The sequence below is a fragment of the Salinimicrobium sp. TIG7-5_MAKvit genome, assembly GCF_049569215.1.
Taxonomy (GTDB): domain Bacteria; phylum Bacteroidota; class Bacteroidia; order Flavobacteriales; family Flavobacteriaceae; genus Salinimicrobium; species Salinimicrobium profundisediminis.
Genome location: NZ_CP145903.1, coordinates 2,344,222 through 2,363,862, shown reverse-complemented (window position 1 = coordinate 2,363,862; position 19,641 = coordinate 2,344,222). Strand labels below are relative to the sequence as shown.

Annotated in this window: 15 protein-coding genes, 2 tRNA genes, 1 rRNA gene and 1 pseudogene; 6 read left to right on the top strand and 13 right to left on the bottom strand. The window is 42.2% G+C overall.

What is annotated here, in order from left to right; genetic code table 11:
- Positions 1-29: 29 nt before the first annotated feature.
- Together cdd and porV are read right to left on the bottom strand one after the other, a co-directional pair.
- Positions 30-512, bottom strand: a complete 483-nt coding sequence (cdd, locus tag V5739_RS10595; protein ID WP_423818142.1) for a cytidine deaminase — start codon at positions 510-512, stop codon at positions 30-32.
- 122 nt (positions 513-634) lie between these two features.
- The gene (gene porV, locus V5739_RS10590) at positions 635-1,792 is read right to left on the bottom strand and encodes a type IX secretion system outer membrane channel protein PorV (RefSeq protein ID WP_423818141.1); all 1,158 of its coding nucleotides are present in this window, start codon (positions 1,790-1,792) and stop codon (positions 635-637) included.
- A gap of 421 nt (positions 1,793-2,213) precedes the next feature.
- Here porV and gldJ point away from each other — a divergent pair, with 421 nt between their 5' ends.
- Positions 2,214-3,875: a gliding motility lipoprotein GldJ gene (gene gldJ / locus V5739_RS10585; RefSeq protein WP_423818140.1), complete on the top strand. Its 1,662-nt coding sequence runs from the start codon at positions 2,214-2,216 to the stop codon at positions 3,873-3,875.
- Between the two features lie 64 nt (positions 3,876-3,939).
- Positions 3,940-5,217, top strand: a complete 1,278-nt coding sequence (locus V5739_RS10580) for a UDP-N-acetylmuramoyl-tripeptide--D-alanyl-D-alanine ligase (RefSeq protein WP_423818139.1) — start codon at positions 3,940-3,942, stop codon at positions 5,215-5,217.
- A gap of 63 nt (positions 5,218-5,280) precedes the next feature.
- On the opposite strand, the gene V5739_RS10575 is transcribed toward V5739_RS10580, so the two are convergent.
- The 9 genes and pseudogenes from V5739_RS10575 to V5739_RS10535 all read right to left on the bottom strand — a co-directional run bounded on the left by V5739_RS10575 (position 5,281) and on the right by V5739_RS10535 (position 13,433).
- Positions 5,281-6,858, bottom strand: coding sequence for an NADP-dependent glyceraldehyde-3-phosphate dehydrogenase (locus V5739_RS10575; protein WP_423818138.1), 1,578 nt, complete (start codon positions 6,856-6,858; stop codon positions 5,281-5,283).
- Between the two features lie 358 nt (positions 6,859-7,216).
- Positions 7,217-7,291: transfer RNA gene (locus V5739_RS10570), tRNA-Val, on the bottom strand.
- A gap of 43 nt (positions 7,292-7,334) precedes the next feature.
- Positions 7,335-7,409: transfer RNA gene (locus tag V5739_RS10565), tRNA-Val, on the bottom strand.
- 104 nt (positions 7,410-7,513) lie between these two features.
- Positions 7,514-8,731 carry a bifunctional folylpolyglutamate synthase/dihydrofolate synthase gene (locus tag V5739_RS10560; RefSeq protein WP_423818137.1) on the bottom strand — a complete coding sequence of 406 codons (1,218 nt, stop codon included), beginning with the start codon at positions 8,729-8,731 and terminating at the stop codon, positions 7,514-7,516.
- A 5-nt stretch (positions 8,732-8,736) separates the two neighbouring features.
- On the bottom strand, positions 8,737-9,555 hold the full coding sequence (locus V5739_RS10555) for an energy transducer TonB (protein WP_423818136.1): 819 nt from the start codon (positions 9,553-9,555) through the stop codon (positions 8,737-8,739).
- A gap of 73 nt (positions 9,556-9,628) precedes the next feature.
- Positions 9,629-10,021, bottom strand: a complete 393-nt coding sequence (locus V5739_RS10550) for an ExbD/TolR family protein (RefSeq protein ID WP_266071239.1) — start codon at positions 10,019-10,021, stop codon at positions 9,629-9,631.
- Position 10,022: 1 nt separating this feature from the next.
- On the bottom strand, positions 10,023-10,724 hold the full coding sequence (locus V5739_RS10545; RefSeq protein ID WP_266071240.1) for a MotA/TolQ/ExbB proton channel family protein: 702 nt from the start codon (positions 10,722-10,724) through the stop codon (positions 10,023-10,025).
- Between the two features lie 97 nt (positions 10,725-10,821).
- Positions 10,822-12,196, bottom strand: a pseudogene (nhaD, locus tag V5739_RS10540) (sodium:proton antiporter NhaD).
- Between the two features lie 10 nt (positions 12,197-12,206).
- A complete protein-coding gene (locus V5739_RS10535) occupies positions 12,207-13,433 on the bottom strand; it encodes a Glu/Leu/Phe/Val dehydrogenase dimerization domain-containing protein (RefSeq protein WP_266071243.1) in 1,227 nt (408 codons plus the stop codon).
- Positions 13,434-13,823: 390 nt separating this feature from the next.
- Here V5739_RS10535 and V5739_RS10530 point away from each other — a divergent pair, with 390 nt between their 5' ends.
- The 3 genes from V5739_RS10530 to V5739_RS10520 all read left to right on the top strand — a co-directional run bounded on the left by V5739_RS10530 (position 13,824) and on the right by V5739_RS10520 (position 16,652).
- Positions 13,824-14,162 (top strand): P-II family nitrogen regulator, encoded by a 339-nt coding sequence (locus V5739_RS10530; protein ID WP_423818135.1) that lies wholly within the window; start codon positions 13,824-13,826, stop codon positions 14,160-14,162.
- Between the two features lie 40 nt (positions 14,163-14,202).
- Positions 14,203-15,450: an ammonium transporter gene (locus V5739_RS10525; RefSeq protein WP_266071245.1), complete on the top strand. Its 1,248-nt coding sequence runs from the start codon at positions 14,203-14,205 to the stop codon at positions 15,448-15,450.
- A 92-nt stretch (positions 15,451-15,542) separates the two neighbouring features.
- Positions 15,543-16,652, top strand: a complete 1,110-nt coding sequence (locus V5739_RS10520) for a porin (protein ID WP_423818134.1) — start codon at positions 15,543-15,545, stop codon at positions 16,650-16,652.
- Between the two features lie 124 nt (positions 16,653-16,776).
- Here the strand turns inward: V5739_RS10520 and V5739_RS10515 are convergent, their stop codons facing one another.
- Entirely contained in the window at positions 16,777-17,838 is a 1,062-nt protein-coding gene (locus V5739_RS10515) for an anhydro-N-acetylmuramic acid kinase (protein ID WP_345597115.1), read from the bottom strand.
- 89 nt (positions 17,839-17,927) lie between these two features.
- On the opposite strand from V5739_RS10515, the gene V5739_RS10510 reads away from it, so the two are divergent.
- Positions 17,928-19,070 (top strand): acyl-CoA dehydrogenase, encoded by a 1,143-nt coding sequence (locus V5739_RS10510; protein ID WP_266071249.1) that lies wholly within the window; start codon positions 17,928-17,930, stop codon positions 19,068-19,070.
- A 312-nt stretch (positions 19,071-19,382) separates the two neighbouring features.
- On the opposite strand, the gene rrf is transcribed toward V5739_RS10510, so the two are convergent.
- Positions 19,383-19,491: ribosomal RNA gene (gene rrf / locus V5739_RS10505) — 5S ribosomal RNA — on the bottom strand.
- Positions 19,492-19,641 lie beyond the last annotated feature (150 nt).

Here is a 19,641-nt window from a genome sequence, read left to right as displayed (position 1 = left end):
CAGTTTCCTATTGAAAAAGCGCGAAAACGTTATAGGTATGTACTGTCAAATATGAGCGGCAAAAGATCGGACACTGATTGCGCCTTTACCACCTTGCCTTTCTCTCCCATAAAGAAGATCTCGATAGGCTGATCTTGCTTTACTTCATACTCGGCAATAGCCTGCCTGCACGACCCGCAGGGCGGGGTGGGAACTGCGACTTCCTGCTTCTCAGATCGCGCCGTTAAAGCCATTTTTAAGATCCTGGTGTTTGGGTATTTTGCGCCTGCATAAAAGATTGCAGTTCTTTCGGCACATAAACCCGCCGGATAGGAGGCATTTTCCTGATTACTCCCGGTTACCACTTCCCCATTTTCAAGAAGAATTGCGGCACCTACTTTAAATTGTGAATATGGAGAGTAGGATTTCTCCCTTGCATCAATCGCCTCCTGCATCAGTTTTTGCACATCATCGGCCAATTCAGCGTTATTTTCGTAGACTGCAAGGTCGGCACTTATGGTTATTTTTTTCATTCCTGTTCTTTATCTAGAAAAAATCTCCCGTAACTAAAATAGTCCGGGAGCTTGTTATTTCCTCGTTTTGAGGCACAAAGTTAGTTAATAATCAAAAGAATACCAGAAATTTAATCTTACTACTAATATTGAGCGTATTGTTCTCCAAAGTTAAAGGTCAACCCAAATCTCAAGGTTCCTTCTAACGGACTTACTACTTCGGAAGTTGAAAAGAGATAAGAAAGATCTATATCTACAATATTATGTCTAAAACCAGCACCAAAAGAAATAAATTCCCGCGAGCCTTTTTCCGGGCTTTCATGGAAATATCCTGTTCTAAGGGAAAATACTTCCTCATATACATACTCGGCCCCTATTGCATAAGTAACCTCCTTAAGTTCTTCACTAAAACCATCGGGCGCATCTCCAAAAGATTTAAAGATCCCTTCAATAGCACCTATAGAGTTGTATTCCTGAATATCTTCGGCATCCCTGTCGCCGTCATTGTCAAAATCTTTAGGGGTAGGCACAAGGAGCTTATTGAATTCGAGGTAAGTTCCTATCCGGTTAGAATTATCAAGGATAAAATCAAAACCACCACCAAGTTTTAAATTTGTGGGAATAAAGTTTTCCTGCCCCCCAGCATCATATTTTATTTTAGGACCTATGTTCGCAATATTGACACCCGCTCTCCAGCGACCGTCAAACCGGGTAAAAGTGATGCGGTCACTTTGGTAAAAAGCCGAGACATCTACACCAAAGGTATTTGCCGCACTGGCATCGGGATCAAGCTCTGCAATCTTAAGATCGGAGCGAAGGAATCTTCCCGCCACAGCCATAGAAAAATGATCACTTAATTTAAGGGCATATGAAAGGTCAAGCGTAAATTCATTCGGACTGAGAATCCTCGCAACTTCATCAGGATAGTCACGGGCCTCAATGTTCCCCATGCTAAAATACTTTAAACTTGCTCCAAAGGCGCTTCTATCACTTATTCGGTTATAATAGGTAACATTCCCAAGAAAGATGTCATTTACAAGCTCACTCAAATAAGGAGTGTAATTCACCCCCAGGCCTTGCTTACTTTCCACAAAAACATATTTTGCCGGATTCCACTGTTGCGAGTAGGCATCGGCAGAAGTTGCCACCCCCTGGTCACCCAACCCTGCAGCACGCGCATCGGCTGCTATCATCAAAGTAGAAGCCGCCGTGGTGATCACCCGGTTACGCTCTTCCTGAGCAAAAGATTTCCCACCAACGAGCAAAATCACCGCAAAGGTGTAGAGTGAAATTTTTTTCATAAGACTATTAATAATTAACAAATATACCTGAAAACCTTTAGAATGTATTATTCGAACCGAATTTCTGCTTTTACCATAATATTACTTATAACGTTTAATTTAACAGAAGCTTGTGCAGCAACTCTAAATTCTTCCATTCACACTTGTTATAAGCGAAAATACAGAGTTTTAAATTGTAACTAATTCAACTCAAGCTTAAAGAAAAGAAAAAAGTTATCAAAAAACCACTACTTTTGCGTCTTAATGCATCTCAAAGTTTGATTAGCTGTTTTTACAGCCCATAAAATAATTACCTAAAAGGTGCGTTATCATAAAGATTTTCAGGAAACTACAGGATGCTGTTTCAGTTGAAATAATCTTGGTAGTTTTGCGTTAATTACTATATTGCAGAGCCTTAATTGCTATAAAAGATAATGTGAATATGAGAAATAAAGTTGCTGTAAAAGCTCTTTTTGCCATCGCTTTGAGTGCTGGACTTTTTAGCTGTAACAACTCAAGGGATTACAAAGATAACTCCCGGGCTACGGGTTGGGACATCAACTCCAAAGAGGGTGGTTTTAATTACAATGCCGATTATGATGAGCAGGATGCAGGCCCAGGCCTCGTGTTTGTTGAAGGAGGAACCTTTACAATGGGAAGGGTGCAGGATGATGTGATGCACGACTGGAATAACACACCTACCCAACAACACGTTCAGTCTTTTTACATGGATGAGACCGAAGTGACCAATCTAATGTACCTCGAATATCTCGATTACCTTAAAAGGGTATACCCTCCAAGCGAAGAGAGATATAGAAATATTTATCATGGTGCCCTACCTGATACCCTTGTATGGAGAAACAGGTTAGGTTATAATGAAACCATGACCAATAACTACCTGCGTCACCCGGCATACGCCAACTATCCTGTAGTGGGAGTGAGCTGGATACAGGCAGTTGAATTTAGTAAGTGGAGAACCGACAGGGTGAACGAACTGCGTCTTGAAAAGCAGGGTTATACTGCTGAAGGCGCACGTTTTGCTGCTGAACCCGGACAGGGCTTTAGCACCGAAACTTATCTAAACGCACCAAACCAGGTGTACGGCGGAAGCGACAGCCTTGTAAGAGGAGGAAATAAAGCTGACCGTTTTATGACCAAAGACAGTACAAACCTTTACGTGCAGCGCAAGCATGGTGTTCTTCTTCCAGAATACCGCCTTCCTACCGAAGCCGAATGGGAATATGCAGCTCTTGCCCTTGTTGGGATAAGAAACTATAATGTTTACCGCGGAAGAAAAAAATACCCATGGGACAGCCAGTACACCCGAAGTGGTGACGCCAGAAAACGTGGTGACCAAATGGCCAACTTCAAGCAGGGAGATGGAGATTACGGCGGAATTGCCGGATGGAGCGATGATGGTGCCGATATTACTGCCGAAGTAAAATCTTACGAACCAAATGACTTCGGACTTTACGATATGGCCGGAAACGTGGCTGAGTGGGTTGCTGACGTTTACCGCCCCATAGTAGATGACGAATTTAACGACTTTAACTACTACCGCGGAAACGTATATACAAAGCACGCTATCACCGAAGATGGAACTGTGAAAGTTTTAGGCGTTGATGAAATAGAATATGACACTCTAAGCAATGGAAGAATAGTAGCAAGAAACCTTCCGGGAGAAATTAAAACTGTTCCAATCACACCCGAAGATACTTACCTGCGCACCAACTTCAACGAAAGTGACCAGAGAAACTTTAGAGATGGTGACAGAAATTCCAGCAGGTACTACGACTCTTTTGGAGATGAAGCCACGGCAGATCCCAATAAACGCATGTACAACTCTCCGGTTCATACAGCCAGCGTAGACAGCCTTGGAGGTCAAAGTCTTCAATATGATCAGTCTACAGGACGTACAACTTTAGTAGATGACAACGTGAGGGTTTACAAAGGAGGTTCATGGAGAGACCGTGCTTACTGGTTAGATCCTGCTCAAAGAAGATATTTCCCACAAGATATGGCAACCGATTATATCGGATTTAGAAATGCGATGTCTCGTGTAGGCTCAAAATCTTTAAATAAAAACAAGACCGCAAGAGATTAATCTTCAGTCAAAATATTAATGAAAAGCCCTAATAAAATTAGGGCTTTTTTTATAGTTTTAATTCATGAACATACCTCAACTCCATGAGCTTTTTCTCACCAGCTCCGGAATTAGCACCGACACCCGAAAAATTAAGGATGGCAGCATATTTTTTGCTCTAAAAGGGGAAAATTTCGATGCCAATGAATTTGCTTCTGAAGCTCTTAACAAAGGTGCAGCTTACGCTGTAGTTGATACACCCCTCGAGAATAACGATAGGTTTATAAAAGTTAAAGACAGTCTCAAAGCACTTCATGAGCTAGCCACGTTTCACCGCCAGCACCTCAAAATTCCCATTCTCGCCCTTACCGGCAGTAATGGCAAAACTACCACCAAAGAATTGTTCAATGCAGTACTGTCAAAAAAGTTCAAAACAGTAGCAACTGTTGGCAACCTCAATAACCACATAGGGGTCCCTCTTACTTTGCTGTCCATGAACAGTGAAACCGAACTGGGAATAGTTGAAATGGGAGCAAATCATCAAAAAGAGATTACCTTCCTTTGCAATATTGCCCTCCCGGATTTTGGTTACATCACCAACTTTGGCAAGGCACACCTTGAAGGATTCGGTGGAGTTGAAGGAGTGATAAAAGGAAAGAAAGAACTCTATCAATATTTAAAAAAGAACGAAAAAATGCTCTTTTTGAATCTTGATGACCCTTTGCAAAAGGAGGAACAGGAATATGCTCAAAATTTCACTTTCGGCTCCACACCAGCGGCCGATGTTCAAGTGGAACATACCAGTCACGACTCCTTTGCCGGGATTAAAACTGAAGACAATGAGATCACAGGAAATCTTACCGGCGCTTACAACAGCGCAAATATGGCCGCAGCCTATGCCATAGGCACCTACTTCAAAGTACCTACAGAAAAGATCAAAGAAGCCCTGGAAGAATACATTCCGCAGAACAATCGCTCTCAAATCATGCTTAAAGACAACCGCAAGATCATTATGGATGCCTATAATGCTAATCCTTCAAGCATGGCTGCTGCTTTAGACAATCTAAGTAAGATGGACCTGTCTCCTAAAATAGCAATTTTGGGAGATATGTTTGAGCTGGGAAGCATGGCCGCAGCTGAGCATCAGGAAATAGCTGAGAACTATGCAAAATCTGAAGTTGACAAAATCTTCCTCATAGGTTCAAATTTTGCAGCTACCTCTTTGCAATCAAAAAAGGTGAAGAAATTTGCCACTTTTGAAGGTTTTAAACAATGGTTCCAACCTTCAGAATTTAATCGGGGAGTAATTCTTGTGAAAGGATCCCGGGGCATGGCCCTGGAACGTGCCCTGGAACTGTTGTAAACCATTCCAATTAACTGAAAGAAAAAATAAGCCCCGATCTTCTATAGACCGGGGCTTGTTCTTTTACAGGATATAATCTGTACTTACAAAATTCGAATTCCTGCTTTGCAGGAGTTCCCTTATGATGGCATTGTTGTAATCATTTTCTTTTGACGCCACAAAAGTCCGTATTGAGAAAGAACGCAGGGCATCGTGTACACTTAAGGTGCCCACTGCCGAATCTTTTCTTCCTGTGAACGGAAAAACATCGGGCCCACGTTGACAGGCACTGTTAAGGTTTACACGGCACACCAGGTTCACCATAGTATCTATTAGCGGAGCTAATTGTTTAATACTTCTGCCAAACAGACTCACCTGCTGCCCATAATTTGAAGCAGCAATCTCGTCGAGCAAAGAATCAATATCAGAAAAAGGCTTTACAGGAATTACTGGCCCAAACTGCTCTTCCTTATAAACCCGCATCTCTGAAGTCACAGGATATAGTACAGCAGGGAAAATGAAATTTTCGGAAGTTTCCCCTCCCCTTTTATTGAGTACCGAAGCTCCTTTCTCCTTTGCATCATCTATAAGTTCCTGGATATATGCCGGCTTATTGGGCTCGGGAAGTGGCGTAAGTTTCACACCAGGCTCCCACGGATTTCCAAATTTTAGTTGATCAACCCGTTGAGCGAATCTCTTATTAAACTCTTCCCTAATATCTTCGTGCACATAAACTATTTTAAGAGCCGTGCAACGCTGCCCATTAAAAGACAAAGTACCGGTGAGAACTTCCTCTATAGTAAGATCGAGATCTGCATCTGGAAGTATAATAGCAGGATTCTTCGCCTCCAGGCCAAGCACCAGCCTTAGACGGTTCTTGTAAGGATGCTGGTCCTGCAGGGCAATTGCCGATGTACTGTTACCTATAAGCGCCAGCACATCAATTCTCCCACTCTTCATAATTGGGGCAGCAACTTCTCTCCCTCTCCCAAAGATCACATTCACCACGCCCTTAGGAAAGCTATTTCTGAAGGCTTCCAGTAAAGGAGATAACAAGAGCACTCCATATTTGGCAGGTTTAAAAATGACAGTATTCCCCATAATAAGCGCAGGGATAAGCAAAGCAAAAGTTTCGTTGAGGGGGTAATTGTATGGCCCCAGACATAACACCACACCTAGCGGACCACGCCTGATGTGCGCATTTACTTTATCCCTTTTCTGAAATTTTGCACTGTCACGATCAAGCTGCTTGTATTCTTCTATAGTATCGTAAATATACTCCACTGTACGGTCAAATTCTTTTTCTGAATCGGGAAGGGATTTACCAATTTCCCACATAAGCAGCTTCACCACTTCTTCTCTCTTGGTCTTCATCTGAGAAACGAATTGTTCCATAGCCGCAATCCTGTCAGAAACTTTCATGGTTGGCCACACCCCCTGTCCTTTTCCATAAGCTTTACAGGCACTCTCCAGCACTTCAAGCGCTGTAGCCTCGTTCATGTGAGGCACTGTGCCAAGAAAGGTAGGTTTGTAGCTTGCGCCGGTAGAAATAGTGGAATACACTTCATCCATTTCTCCTTCCCACGGAATAAATTCACCGTTTGAGAGATAGCTTTTTTGATGCAACAGGTTGTTGATCGCGAATTTTTCTGCAGTTTTCATTTTGTTAGGGACTTTGTATTTAATGTAAAAGATTATCCTGATCTATCCTTCAGCAAAAATTTTCCTGAAGACACGTGTTAAAGGTAGTAAAAAAAACATAGTTTCTACATTTTAAACAAATTGTGAAAAAATATAAAACAATAAAATATTACGACTAAACAAAAAAAAACCACAAGCATGAGCTTGTGGTTTTTGGTTTTTTTTTGGCTCATGAGCTACAGCTCTAGAGACCCCAACTTCTCCTATAAAATCACAATATTGAAATAAGAAAATTTATTAATTAAAAAACCTCACAGGTTTCAAAACTGTGAGGTTTTTTTGAAATATGCTTTTTATCACTCGGGAATTCCCCATTTTGTGGGTGATACTGGGTTCGAACCAGTGACCCCTACCTTGTCGAGGTAGTGCTCTGAACCAGCTGAGCTAATCACCCTGAAAACCAAAAAAGGCCTCCAAAAAGGAAGCCTTGAATTGTGTGGGCAATGAGGGATTCGAACCCCCGACCCCCTCGGTGTAAACGAGGTGCTCTGAACCAACTGAGCTAATTGCCCTAAAATTTTAATGAACTTTAGCATTCTTGAAGTGTGTTTCTCTCTGAATGCGGATGCAAATATAGACTACATTTTTAATTACGCAAAGAATAATTTCAAAAAAATTAAATTATTTCTGCCACAGTGAAAGTACTGCCTCCAACATAGACCACATCTTTAGCAGAAGCCTCTTGTAACGCGGCTTCGTAAGCTTCAGTAACTGAAGAAAATACCTTTCCAAAAAGGCCATTTTCGGCTGCTGTTTTCTGTAATTCTTCCGCAGCAAGTCCGCGGGGAACATTAGGTCTGGAAAAATAATATTTTGCAGATTTTGGAAAAATTGGCAGCACCGAAGTAAGATCTTTGTCGTTTACCACGCCTATAACCAGGTGCAAATTCTCAAATTTTTCTTCCTGTAGCTGTTTCATAGCATAAACCAGCCCCTCTTTGTTATGTGCAGTATCACAAATTACCCTTGGATCTTCCTGCAGCACTTCCCAGCGGCCCCTAAGACCAGTGTTAAAAATGACATTTTTGAGACCTTTTTCTACTGCTTCTTCTCCCAGCTCCCATCCAAGATCCTTCAGCACATCTAAAGCCATAGAAACTGTGCGTATATTCCATTTCTGATACTGCCCCTTGAGATCGGAAGTATAAGATCTTCCTCGGAAGTCTTCAGCTAAATAAAATGGCGCATTTTTGGATTCAGCCAATCGCTTAAATACTGGAAAAATCTCTTCCTGGTACTCCCCTATCACTACAGGAGTATTATCTTTTATGATCCCGCCTTTTTCAGCAGCAATTTTAGGCAACGTGTTACCGAGGATGTTCACGTGGTCAAAACCAATATTGGTGATCATAGAAAGTTCTGGAGAAATAATGTTCGTGGAATCAAGTCTCCCGCCAAGCCCTACTTCAATAACAGCAACGTCAACATTTTCTTCGGAAAAATAATTAAAGGCCATGCCTACTGTCATTTCAAAAAACGAAAAGCTTTCCTTCTCAAAAAAGGCTTTATTGGCTGCAATAAATTGCATCACGGCGGCTTCAGAAATCATTTCGCCGTTGATTTTAATACGTTCCCTAAAATCTTTTAAATGCGGCGAAGTATAAAGCCCCACTTTGTAGCCAGCCTCCTGCAACACCGAAGCGAGCATGTGTGAAACAGACCCTTTTCCATTGGTACCTGCAACATGTATACTTTTAAAGTGCTTATGTGGCTCACCCAGCTGCTTCACCAGCCTGGTAATATTGTGAAGGTCTACCCGATAGGCTTTATTTCCCACCTGCTGATACATGGGCAACTGCTGAAACATCCACTCAACAGTTTCAGAATAAGTCATCAAAGTTATTCGGTAAGTTTAAAATTGTAGATAATAGTTCCCACCTGCTTTACGGGTGCATCGGCGTCGCTGTTAAAACGCGTGGCCAGGGCGGCTCTTTTTGCAGGATCTGTAAGACAGGTTGCGTTGTTTGTAGTTCCTTTAACGCCGGGTATTGCACGGGTAACCTGCCCGTTACGGTTTACCTCTATCTGAACCACCACAATTCCAGATTCGTTACAATCTTGCACAAATCTTTCTTTGTTCAAGGCTTTACGGCCACCCAAACGATAATTCCCATCCCCGTCAAGACCCATTCCGGTTCCGTAGTATGATTTGGCATTAGGGTCACCATCGGGACTTCCTTTGTCGCCCGCAGCCTGGTCGTTACCTTCTCCGCCTCTCGCCTGCCCGTCGTTTGCCGGACCATTAAGTATACTGCTCAGGGCATCGGTAGTAGATTTTGAAGGTTTGGGATCGGGTTTTTTAACAGGCTCTTCCACCTTTTTCACCGGAGTTTCAACCTTCTGAACTACCTTTTCTTCTTTCTTCTTCTCAATTACAGGCGCTTCAGTGATCTCCTGGGTAACAACTTCTTCTTTAATGTTGGTTTCTACCGGAGTCACAGGAGCAGCAGTTTGCTGTGGTGCCGTTTTTATGGGCTCAGTGGGCTGCTCTGTACCCGAACCAACTTCTGAAGTTCCAAAATTAATGGCTATGCCATTCTCGGGTGGCGGATCGAGATAAGTGAAACCAAAGAACAGCAATAGCAGTATAAGCAGTACGTGAAGCACCACTGTTATTGCCATCGACTTTCGTTCATGTTCTGTTTCCAGGTATTTCACTTTGTTCTTCTCTTAAAATTTATGCCGCAAACATAGTTCCACAATTACAGGAAATAATGAGGAGCAAAGATATTTATTCAGGTTTTACAGCAAGTACGATCTTGTAGCGATTCCTGTTGGCAATATCCATCACATCTACTGCTTTCTCAATAGGCACTCCTTCTTCCGCCCGTAGGATGATAGTAGGATCTTCTTCGCCGCTCAAGACTTCTTTAAGCCTTGCCTCAAGGGAGCTATTACTCACTCTTTCTTTATTGATATATACCTGAAGGTCTTTTGTAATACTCACCGCCACATTTTGTTTGTTCGTGGTCTTACCTTTTGCCTTTGGCAGGATAAGATCAAGCGCTTCCGGAGTGATAGCCGGCGAGGTGAGCATAAAAAAGATCAACAACAGGAATACAATATCGGTCATGGAACTCATACTGAATTCTGGACTGATCTTATTTCTGCCTCTTAAATTCATACTATACCGGTTCGTTTAGAAGGTCAAGGAAATCTACTGCTGTTGCTTCCATTTGGTGCACTACCTTATCGGTCTTTACCACGAGGTGGTTATACCCAATATAAGCAATAATACCTACAATAAGCCCTGCCACGGTAGTGGTCATCGCGGTGTAAATACCTTCTGCTAGGGCGCCCATCTCGGCCTGCCCGCTACTGGTAGCCAGTTCATGAAAGGCAATGACCATCCCTATAACCGTTCCAAGGAAACCAATCATAGGCGCAGCTCCTGCAATAGTAGCAAGTACGCTCACATTCTTTTCGAGCTTATAGACCTCAAGTCTACCCGCATTCTCAATAGCAGTATTGATATCTTCTAACGGACTCCCAATACGATCAAGCCCCTTTGCAGTAAGCCTGGCTACAGGCGAATTAGCCTGAGCACAACGAATTCTTGCAGACTCAATATTGCCGTGCAGTACGCTATCTTTGATCTGGTTCATAAAGTTACTGTCTGTTTCTGAAGCTGCCTTGATAGCAAACAACCTCTCGAAATAGATGTAAATGGCGGCAAACAACAGTATGAAGAGAATAAAGATGATCACCTGTCCTCCTATTCCACCGCTTAGGAACAAGTCAAATAAAGAAAGAGTTTTTTCCTCTACTACCGGCTCTGCCCCCTCTACGGCCTGGGCAAGACCATCTTCCTGAAAAAAGTATAGCATTTGTGTATCTGGTTTTTTATGTAACGTGAGAATACAATTTTAATTGTAAAGATAAACAGCCTTTGATTTATTACAACCTAAAAGCACAAATATAAATCTAGAAGAAATTATTAAGAATTATAAAACTAACGGCTCCCCCTAAAAATCCTAGTAGAGCCAGGGGCGCAATGTTTTTTAGGTACCACATGAAGTTGATCTTTTCCATTCCCATAGCGGCAACACCCGCAGCAGACCCTATGATAAGAAGACTACCTCCTGTACCTGCACTATAGGCTATAAAATGCCATATCCTGTCATCTATTGGGAAATCGTACATAGCCATAGAAGCTGCTACCAGCGGCACATTATCTATTACTGCTGAAAGCCCCCCGAGAATTACCACTACTGCATCCATACTCGGAATAGCCTGAGAAAGCTGACTTGCTGCATAAAACAATGTGCCAACCTGCTGCCCCTGAAGAGTTCCAAAAACAAGGCTCTCCAGCCCTGCCACTGCCAGTAAAATTCCGAGGAAAAAAAGGATACTTGAAAATTCAATATTCGAAAGAGCTTTATGCGTTGAGTATAAATTCTTTTCGTTTTTGCTGATAATTTTTCACCGGCTTTACATATTCTGAAAGCATCCAGACAAGGCTTAAACTAAACAGCATACCTATGTATGGTGGCAAACCAGTAACGGCCTTAAAAATTGGAACCAGAAGAATAGCCCCCAAACCTGCATAAAGCATTTTTCGGCTACTCAACAACCTTTCAGAATCATCATCAATCACTTTCTTCTTTAAAACTGTTTTTCCCTGAAATGCTTTAAGCCGCATAGCTGCAGCAAACGGAAGTATAAAACAGAATAATGCCGGGATGATGAGATGCTCTGCTAGGCCTGCTGCCGTTACCTTGTTGTTTATCCAGAGCATGGTAGTGGTCACATCACCAATGGGCGACCAGGCTCCCCCGGCATTAGCAGCAATTACAATAAGTGCAGCAAACCATACCCGGTAATCTCTTTTGGGAACCAGCTTGCGCAGCAGCGTAACAAGAATAATTGTAGCGCTTAAGTTATCAATGACTGCGGAAAGTACGAACGCAAGAGACCCCAGTATCCACAGTAGCTTTTTTTTGTCGGTAGTTACAATGGCTTTCTTAATAATAGCAAACCCACGATGAAGATCTATGATTTCCACAATGGTCATTGCTCCAATAAGAAAAAACAAAATCTCACTTATAGAACTAAAGTGGTGCATGTGATTTGCTTTAAAACCCCACATTTGCTCTGCCAGGTTTCCTTTAGTTATATTAAAAACTTCCCCGTGATAATCTACAATAGAAAGAAGCCCTTTATTAACACCAAAAGCGATTCCGGCCCAAATAACGGTTGCCATTAAGAGGGCCGAAACTGCTTTATCAAGTTTTAATGGATGTTCCAGCGTTATTGCCAGGTATCCAACAATAAAAATTAGAATTAGAATGCTTACCATAATAATAACATCACACCAGCTTTGTCAATGCAACTTCAAATGCAGTTTTACTCACATTGGTCTTATTGCTATTGTGGTTAAAGGTATTTTGAATCGCGTTCTTGATAGTAATTGAAGTATCGTTAAAGATCGCTTCATCGGTCATTTGTACCCTGCGTTCCATAAAATAGGCAAAAACCCGGGCCATTCCGCAGTTCGCAATAAAGTCGGGGATCACGCTTATCTTCTCATCGGTATATTCCATTATGGGGCCAAAGAAGATCTCCTTGTCGGCAAAGGGAACATTGGCACCACTGGAGATCACTTCTAAACCAGAACTCACCATTTGATCTACCTGTTCACGGGTAATTAAGCGCGAAGCGGCACAAGGTGCAAAAACCTGTGCTTCCAGTTTCCAGATGCGCTCATTGATCTCCTCAAAAGGGATCATCTTTTCCGATTTTAACGAATTCCCTTCTTTATTCAGGAATAACTCCCTGATCTCGTCAAAAGAAAAACCATCTTCGTTGATTAACCCGCCTGCACGATCAATGATCCCAACAACCTTTGCTCCCATCTGCGCGAGATAATACGCTGCGGCAGAACCTACATTTCCAAATCCCTGAACAATGGCTTTCTTCCCCTGCACATTTCCGCCATAAACGTCATAGTAATGCCGCACGGCTTCGGCCACTCCATAACCGGTGATCATATCGGCCACGGTGTATTTCCGGGAAACATCGGGTGAAAATTTGCTATTTTCAAGCACCTTGATTACGCCCTGCCTTAACTGGCCAATGCGGTTGATCTTATCGGCTTCGGTGGGTTTAAAATGTCCGTTAAAAACCCCTTCCTGCGGATGCCAAACCCCGGAATCTTCTGTAATGGGAATTACTTCATGTATTTCATCCACATTCAGGTCACCCCCGGTACCATAATAACTTTTCAGCAGCGGTGACACGGCTTTATACCAACGCTCTAAAACGCCTTTTTTGCGAGGATCATTGGGGTCAAAATTTATACCCGACTTTGCGCCGCCAATAGCAGGACCCGAAACAGTGAACTTCACTTCCATAGTTTTAGCCAGGGAGAGCACTTCATTCATGTCAAGCCCTTTCCTCATCCTGGTACCACCACCTGCAGCTCCACCTCGCAGGGAGTTGATCACCACCCAGCCTTCGGCTTCGGTTTCAGGATCTTTCCAGTTAAAAACAATCTCTGGTGCTTTATTTTGATATAGATTAAGTAATTCTTTCATAATATTTAAAAATTGCTGAACAAATATAAAAAACTATGAATTGCGTAGTGTTATAGGCATGATATATTTTGAATTTCACAAAAAAGATGAGTTTGTAAGTAATGAATTCGAATTCTCTTACCTGATAGCTTTTTAGAACGCAATCATCTTTTTCTGAAGTTTTTACACAATTTTCCTCCTGATTTTCTTCTGAAAAACCAAAATCTCACCCCAACCTGTGGGTTTTATTTTAGTTATGTAATAAAAAAATATGTTTTTTATTATCACCCTTAATTTTATAGGGGTATAAAATATTAAAATGGTTTTTTTATATAGTTAACCCCTATTTTTTTAGCCTTAAATAGTTTTTTATTATAATTTTATATGTCTTAACACAAAATTCAGGTCTTTATGAAAAAAATCGAAGCCATCATTAGAAAGTCAAAATTTGACGATGTAAAAAAGGCTCTTCATGAAATTGGTGTCAATTTCTTCAGTTATTGGGATGTTACCGGAGTAGGTAACGAGAAACAGGGACATGTTTATAGAGGTGTCGCCTACAGCACAACCGACATTCAACGCAGGAAAATATCCGTAGTTGTTTCTGATGAATTCCTCGAAAAAACAGTACAGGCAATTCTCGATGCAGCATATACGGGTTCTGTAGGCGACGGTAAAATCTTTGTCTCTACGGTAGAAGAAGCCTATAGGATTAGAACAAAAGAAAGAGGCACCCTCTCGCTGGCATAATTAACTACTTACAAAACTATTCAACTTAATATTATAAAAAATGGAATTACTTACTAATAACGTATGGATGATGGTCTGCACCGCACTGGTGTTTTTTATGCATCTTGGATTTTCTTTACTGGAAGTGGGACTCACCCGGCAAAAAAATGCCATTAATATCCTCTTTAAAAATGTTTTTATCATTTGCACCGGACTTCTTCTTTATAGTCTCATTGGTTTTAACCTCATGTATCCAGGTTCATTCATTATGGGAATTATCCCCGACTATTTTGTCGGACTTTTTGGGTTACACGCTCCGGTAGCCGACGGTGCCCTTGATCTTACCTACAATGAAGGTTACACCTACTGGACCGACTTTTTATTCCAGGGAATGTTTGCTGCCACTGCGGCTACTATTGTATCGGGAGCTGTCGCCGAAAGGATCAAGCTGTCAGCTTTTATGATGTTTTCCATTATATACCTTGCTATTGTTTATCCAATCGCTGGCTCCTGGAAATGGGGAGGTGGCTTCCTTGATGAGCTTGGGTTCTATGACTTTGCCGGTTCTACCCTGGTACACTCTGTTGGTGGCTGGGCTGCGCTTGTAGCAATCTCATTGTTGGGAGCAAGAATTGGTAAATTTGGAGAAGACGGTAGCTCTCATGCTATTCCCGGTCACAATGTACCTTTAGCAACAGCGGGCGTTTTCATCCTCTGGCTTGGATGGTTTGGCTTTAACGGAGGTTCGGTACTCTCTGCAGATCCATCTGCAACTTCTCTTACTTTAGTGACCACCTGTCTTGCTGCAGCAGCCGGAGGTATTTCTGCTTTCCTTGTTTCCACCATCTGGTATAAAAATTATGATCTCACCATGTTCCTGAATGGGATCCTTGGAGGTCTTGTGGGTATCACCGCAGGGGCAGATCTCATGTCTCCTACAGATGCCGTACTTATTGGGCTAATTGCCGGAATACTCATTGTTGCAGGCGTTGCACTTATTGACAAAGTAAGACTGGATGACCCTGTAGGTGCAGTAGCCGTACATCTTATTTGCGGAGTATGGGGCACCCTGGCCGTTGGGATATTTGGAGCCCTGGCAGGCTTTGAGCAGTTTCTCAACCAGCTTATAGGAGTTGCTGTAATTGGAGCTTTTTGCTGTGTATCGGCATTTTTAATTCTTTTTGCAATTAAACGTTCCCTGGGACTTCGCATGGAAACGCATGAAGAAACTGAAGGCCTCGATCTTCATGAACATGGTATGGATGCTTATGCCGAGTTCGCAGGCAAAGTAGAACCTGCAAAACAATAAAAAAAGGAGGAACGCCTGGCAGGGCGCCCCTCCTGAATTCATTTCAAAAAAACCAGTTCAACTCATTTCAACTAATCAAACAAAGTTTTAACATGAAACAAATCACTATTACAAAAATGCAGAAATTTTTAATTTTTGCCTCTATCGGGCTGTGGAATATTTCTGTTTCTGCACAGGAATCTGAAGTACTGGAAGAAGCATTACCCGGTTTTAGTATTGGGGGATCTGTAGACACCTACTTCAGGACAAATTTCAATAGCCTCAATAAATATGTTTATGGTCCCGATGGGGAAACTCCAATTGCTGGCCCACAGGCTCCCGCCACCGCTTTTGCCAATGATCCCGGTTTTGCATTAGGAATGGCCAATGTCATTCTTGGGTATGAAGGTGAAAAAATAGGCTTCGTGGCCGATCTTGTTTTTGGTCCCCGCGGCGAAGAAGCGGTTTTTCTTTCTATGGGCTCCAGTAATATTGTCAATCAGCTGTACGTTTATTATAATGTGAGTGAGAATGTCCGGCTAACACTGGGAGATTTCAACACCTTTTTAGGGTATGAAGTGATTTCACCCGTAGATAATTTCAACTACTCCACTTCGTACATGTTTTCCTATGGCCCTTTTTCCCATACCGGTTTAAAAGCAGACATCGCCCTAAACAATAACTGGAGTGCCATGTTAGCCATCATGAACCCCACAGATTATACTGAATTTGATCCTTTTGGAGTGTATACCTTTGGAGCACAACTTGGTTATTCTAATAGTGCCGGAAGTGCATACCTAAATCTCATTTATGGAGAACAGGCTCCAGGCCTCGATCCCACTTTTCAAATAGATCTCACCACCGGTTGGGATTTCTCTGAGGCTTTTTACCTGGGGCTTAATACAACCTACAATAGTACAGATGATGTTGGGTTCTATGGTGTCGCACTATACCCGCAAATACAAACTTCTGAAAATTTTGCAATCGGCTTAAGGGCAGAATACTTTAAAGAACTGGCAAATGGGCATGATGAAACAGTAGTGTACAATTCTGACGCAAACCTAACCGCCTTTACCCTTACCGGTAACTATACTGTTGGAAGCTTAACTATTAAACCCGAATTAAGACTTGACAGCGTTGACAGGGATGTCTTTATTAACCAGGATCTGGAACCCACAGATAATCTATCCTCTTTTATTCTCGCAGCAGTTTATGCTTTTTAAAAAACCGGGCAGGATAGGTTTGCCCCTGGCACCTCTATCCTGCTTATATTTTCAGCTTAGATAAATATTGACTATAACCGGCGACTTTAGTAGTTCCCGCAGCCTGTCTATGATCTAATGAGAATTATGGATTAAAAATCTTTCCTGAAGAATGATCTTTTGAAGCCCCTGTGACCGAACCCAGCACGTTATTCTCTCCTCTTAATTTAAGTACTCCCAAAAAGGCAAAAATTAGAGCTTCTTTAAAGTTCACTACTTCAGGCGCCGGAATTACTACTTGAGTTTTAGTACGCTTCTTAATTTCCTGGATCAGGAATTTGTTAAAAGCACCGCCACCTGTTACCAAAACTTTTTCTTCGGAAGAATCCCGAAATTCATTGGCGATCATTTCCGCAGCATGTTCGGTATAGGTTCTCAGAAGATCGGGAATAGCATCATACTTTTTCAAAAGCGGAAAAATGTGCTTTTGCACCCACTCTATTCCGAGGGACTTTGGAGGACGGAGTCCGTAAAATGGCATTTTTTCGAGTTCCTCCAGAAGCTTTGGCAGCACTTCTCCCGAAGCCGCCACTTCTCCGTCTTTATCAAATGGCAGGTTTATTTGTTGGGAAAGCACATTGAGCACAGTGTTTACGGCGCAAATATCATAAGCCAGGCGTTTACCACCGGTTATAGTAGAAATGTTTGCGAAACCGCCAATATTAAGGCAGTAATCGTATTCGCCAAACAACAATTCGTCACCAATAGGCACCAAAGGCGCGCCCTGGCCACCCAGCTGCACGTCTTGCACCCTAAAATCACATACCACCTTACAATTTAAGATCTTTGGAAGCTCTGGTTGGTTGCCAATTTGCAGGGTGTATGCATTGTCGGGTTCGTGTTTTATTGTATGGCCATGACTACAAACAGCATGGGTGTCAAAAATGTCATTTTTGGAAAGGAATTCTGAAATGACATTTCCAAGCAATTTCGTATAATCGGTGTCTAATTGCCGCAGCTGTTCTTCATTATATCCTACTGCTTCAGAAAGTTTCTTTTCCCATTCCGGAGAATAAGGAATGGTTTCCGCAGCAATAATTTTATAAGACCAGATTTCAGAAAAGGTGAAATTTACATGGGCTACATCAATGCCATCAAGGGAGGTTCCCGACATTACACCTACAACGTTATAGTTATTTTTGTTCATCACGGTAAAAATAGCCAACTCAATTGAAAAAACGCATGTAAAAGGGTATCTTTGACCTTAAAATTCAACATTTTCTAAAAATATACTGAATGGATTTCAAACTCACTGAAGAACATATTATGATCCGCGATGCGGCACGAGATTTTGCAAAGAACGAGTTGCTCCCCGGAGTAATTGAGAGGGATGAAAAACAGGAATTCCCGAAAGAACAGATCAAGAAAATGGGGGAACTCGGCTTCCTGGGTATGATGGTCTCTCCTGAATACGGCGGTGGCGGTATGGACACAGTGTCTTACGTGTTGGCTATGGAAGAGATTTCGAAGATAGACGCATCGGCATCTGTAGTAATGTCTGTAAACAATTCTTTGGTTTGTTGGGGGATTGAAAAATTCGGAAATGAAGAGCAAAAACAAAAGTATCTTCCAAAACTAGCCACAGGAGAATCTATTGGCGCCTTTTGTCTTTCTGAACCTGAAGCCGGAAGTGATGCGACTTCGCAAAGAACAACCGCGATTGAAAAAGACGACCACTACCTTCTTAACGGAACCAAAAACTGGATCACCAATGGTAGTACTGCAGATTATTACATTGTGATTGCGCAAACACACCCTGAAAAAAAACACAAGGGAATTAATGCTTTTATCATTGAAAAGGGCTGGAAAGGCTTTGAAATTGGCCCAAAGGAGCAGAAATTAGGAATTCGTGGAAGTGATACCCATTCTCTAAACTTTAATGACGTAAAAGTTCCAAAAGAAAACCGGATTGGCGAAGACGGCTTCGGATTTAAATTTGCGATGAAGACCCTCTCTGGAGGGCGTATTGGAATTGCAGCGCAGGCTTTAGGTATTGCAGCCGGGGCTTATGAGCTTGCAAAAGAATATTCGAAAGTGCGCAAAGCTTTTGGAACAGAGATCATGAACCACCAGGCTATAGCTTTTAAATTGGCCGACATGCATACTTCAATAGAGGCTTCGCGTCATCTTGTAATGAAAGCAGCCTGTGATAAGGACAATGGAGAAAATTATGATTTAAGCGGGGCCATGGCTAAACTCTTTGCTTCAAAAACAGCGATGGATGTCACTGTTGAAGCGGTACAGGTACACGGCGGAAACGGATACGTAAAAGAATACCACGTAGAGCGATTAATGCGAGATGCGAAGATCACTCAAATATATGAAGGTACTTCAGAGATCCAGAAAATTGTGATCTCCAGGAGCATTTTGAGAGATTAGGATTGATTTAAAAACGGAATATAATTGCATAAGCCCGGTCTTTAAGATCGGGCTTTTTTTGTGGATATTCCCGGGATGTTAGAGACCCGGCACGGATTACAAATCCGCGCCAGCCACATTTCGGAAGCGAGACCCTCCCCATCCGCCTGCGGCTGATTGCCCCTCCCTGGAAGGTAGGCGTGCTGAAATTTGTTTCCAGATTAAGCTTTTGTACTGCAATCCCCCTCCTCTCTGAGTAGGGGTGCCCACAGGCCTTGCTGATTTTAGGGTATAAAAAAACCCTTCATCAAATAAATGATGAAGGGTTTAAAAGAAAGGCGGCGACATACTCTCCCACAAATAGCAGTACCATCTGCGCTAACGGGCTTAACTTCTCTGTTCGGAATGGGAAGAGGTGAGCCCCGTTGCTATAACCACCTTAAATCGTTGAGTAGTAATGAGATTTTAGTAGTGAGTAGTGAGATAAAAAATCTCAATACTCAATTCTCAATACTAACATCTAATGAGTTGACATAGTTGGAAAATAATAATATAAGAAAACACTTTGAGCAGTATATTAAGCTTTAGGTTA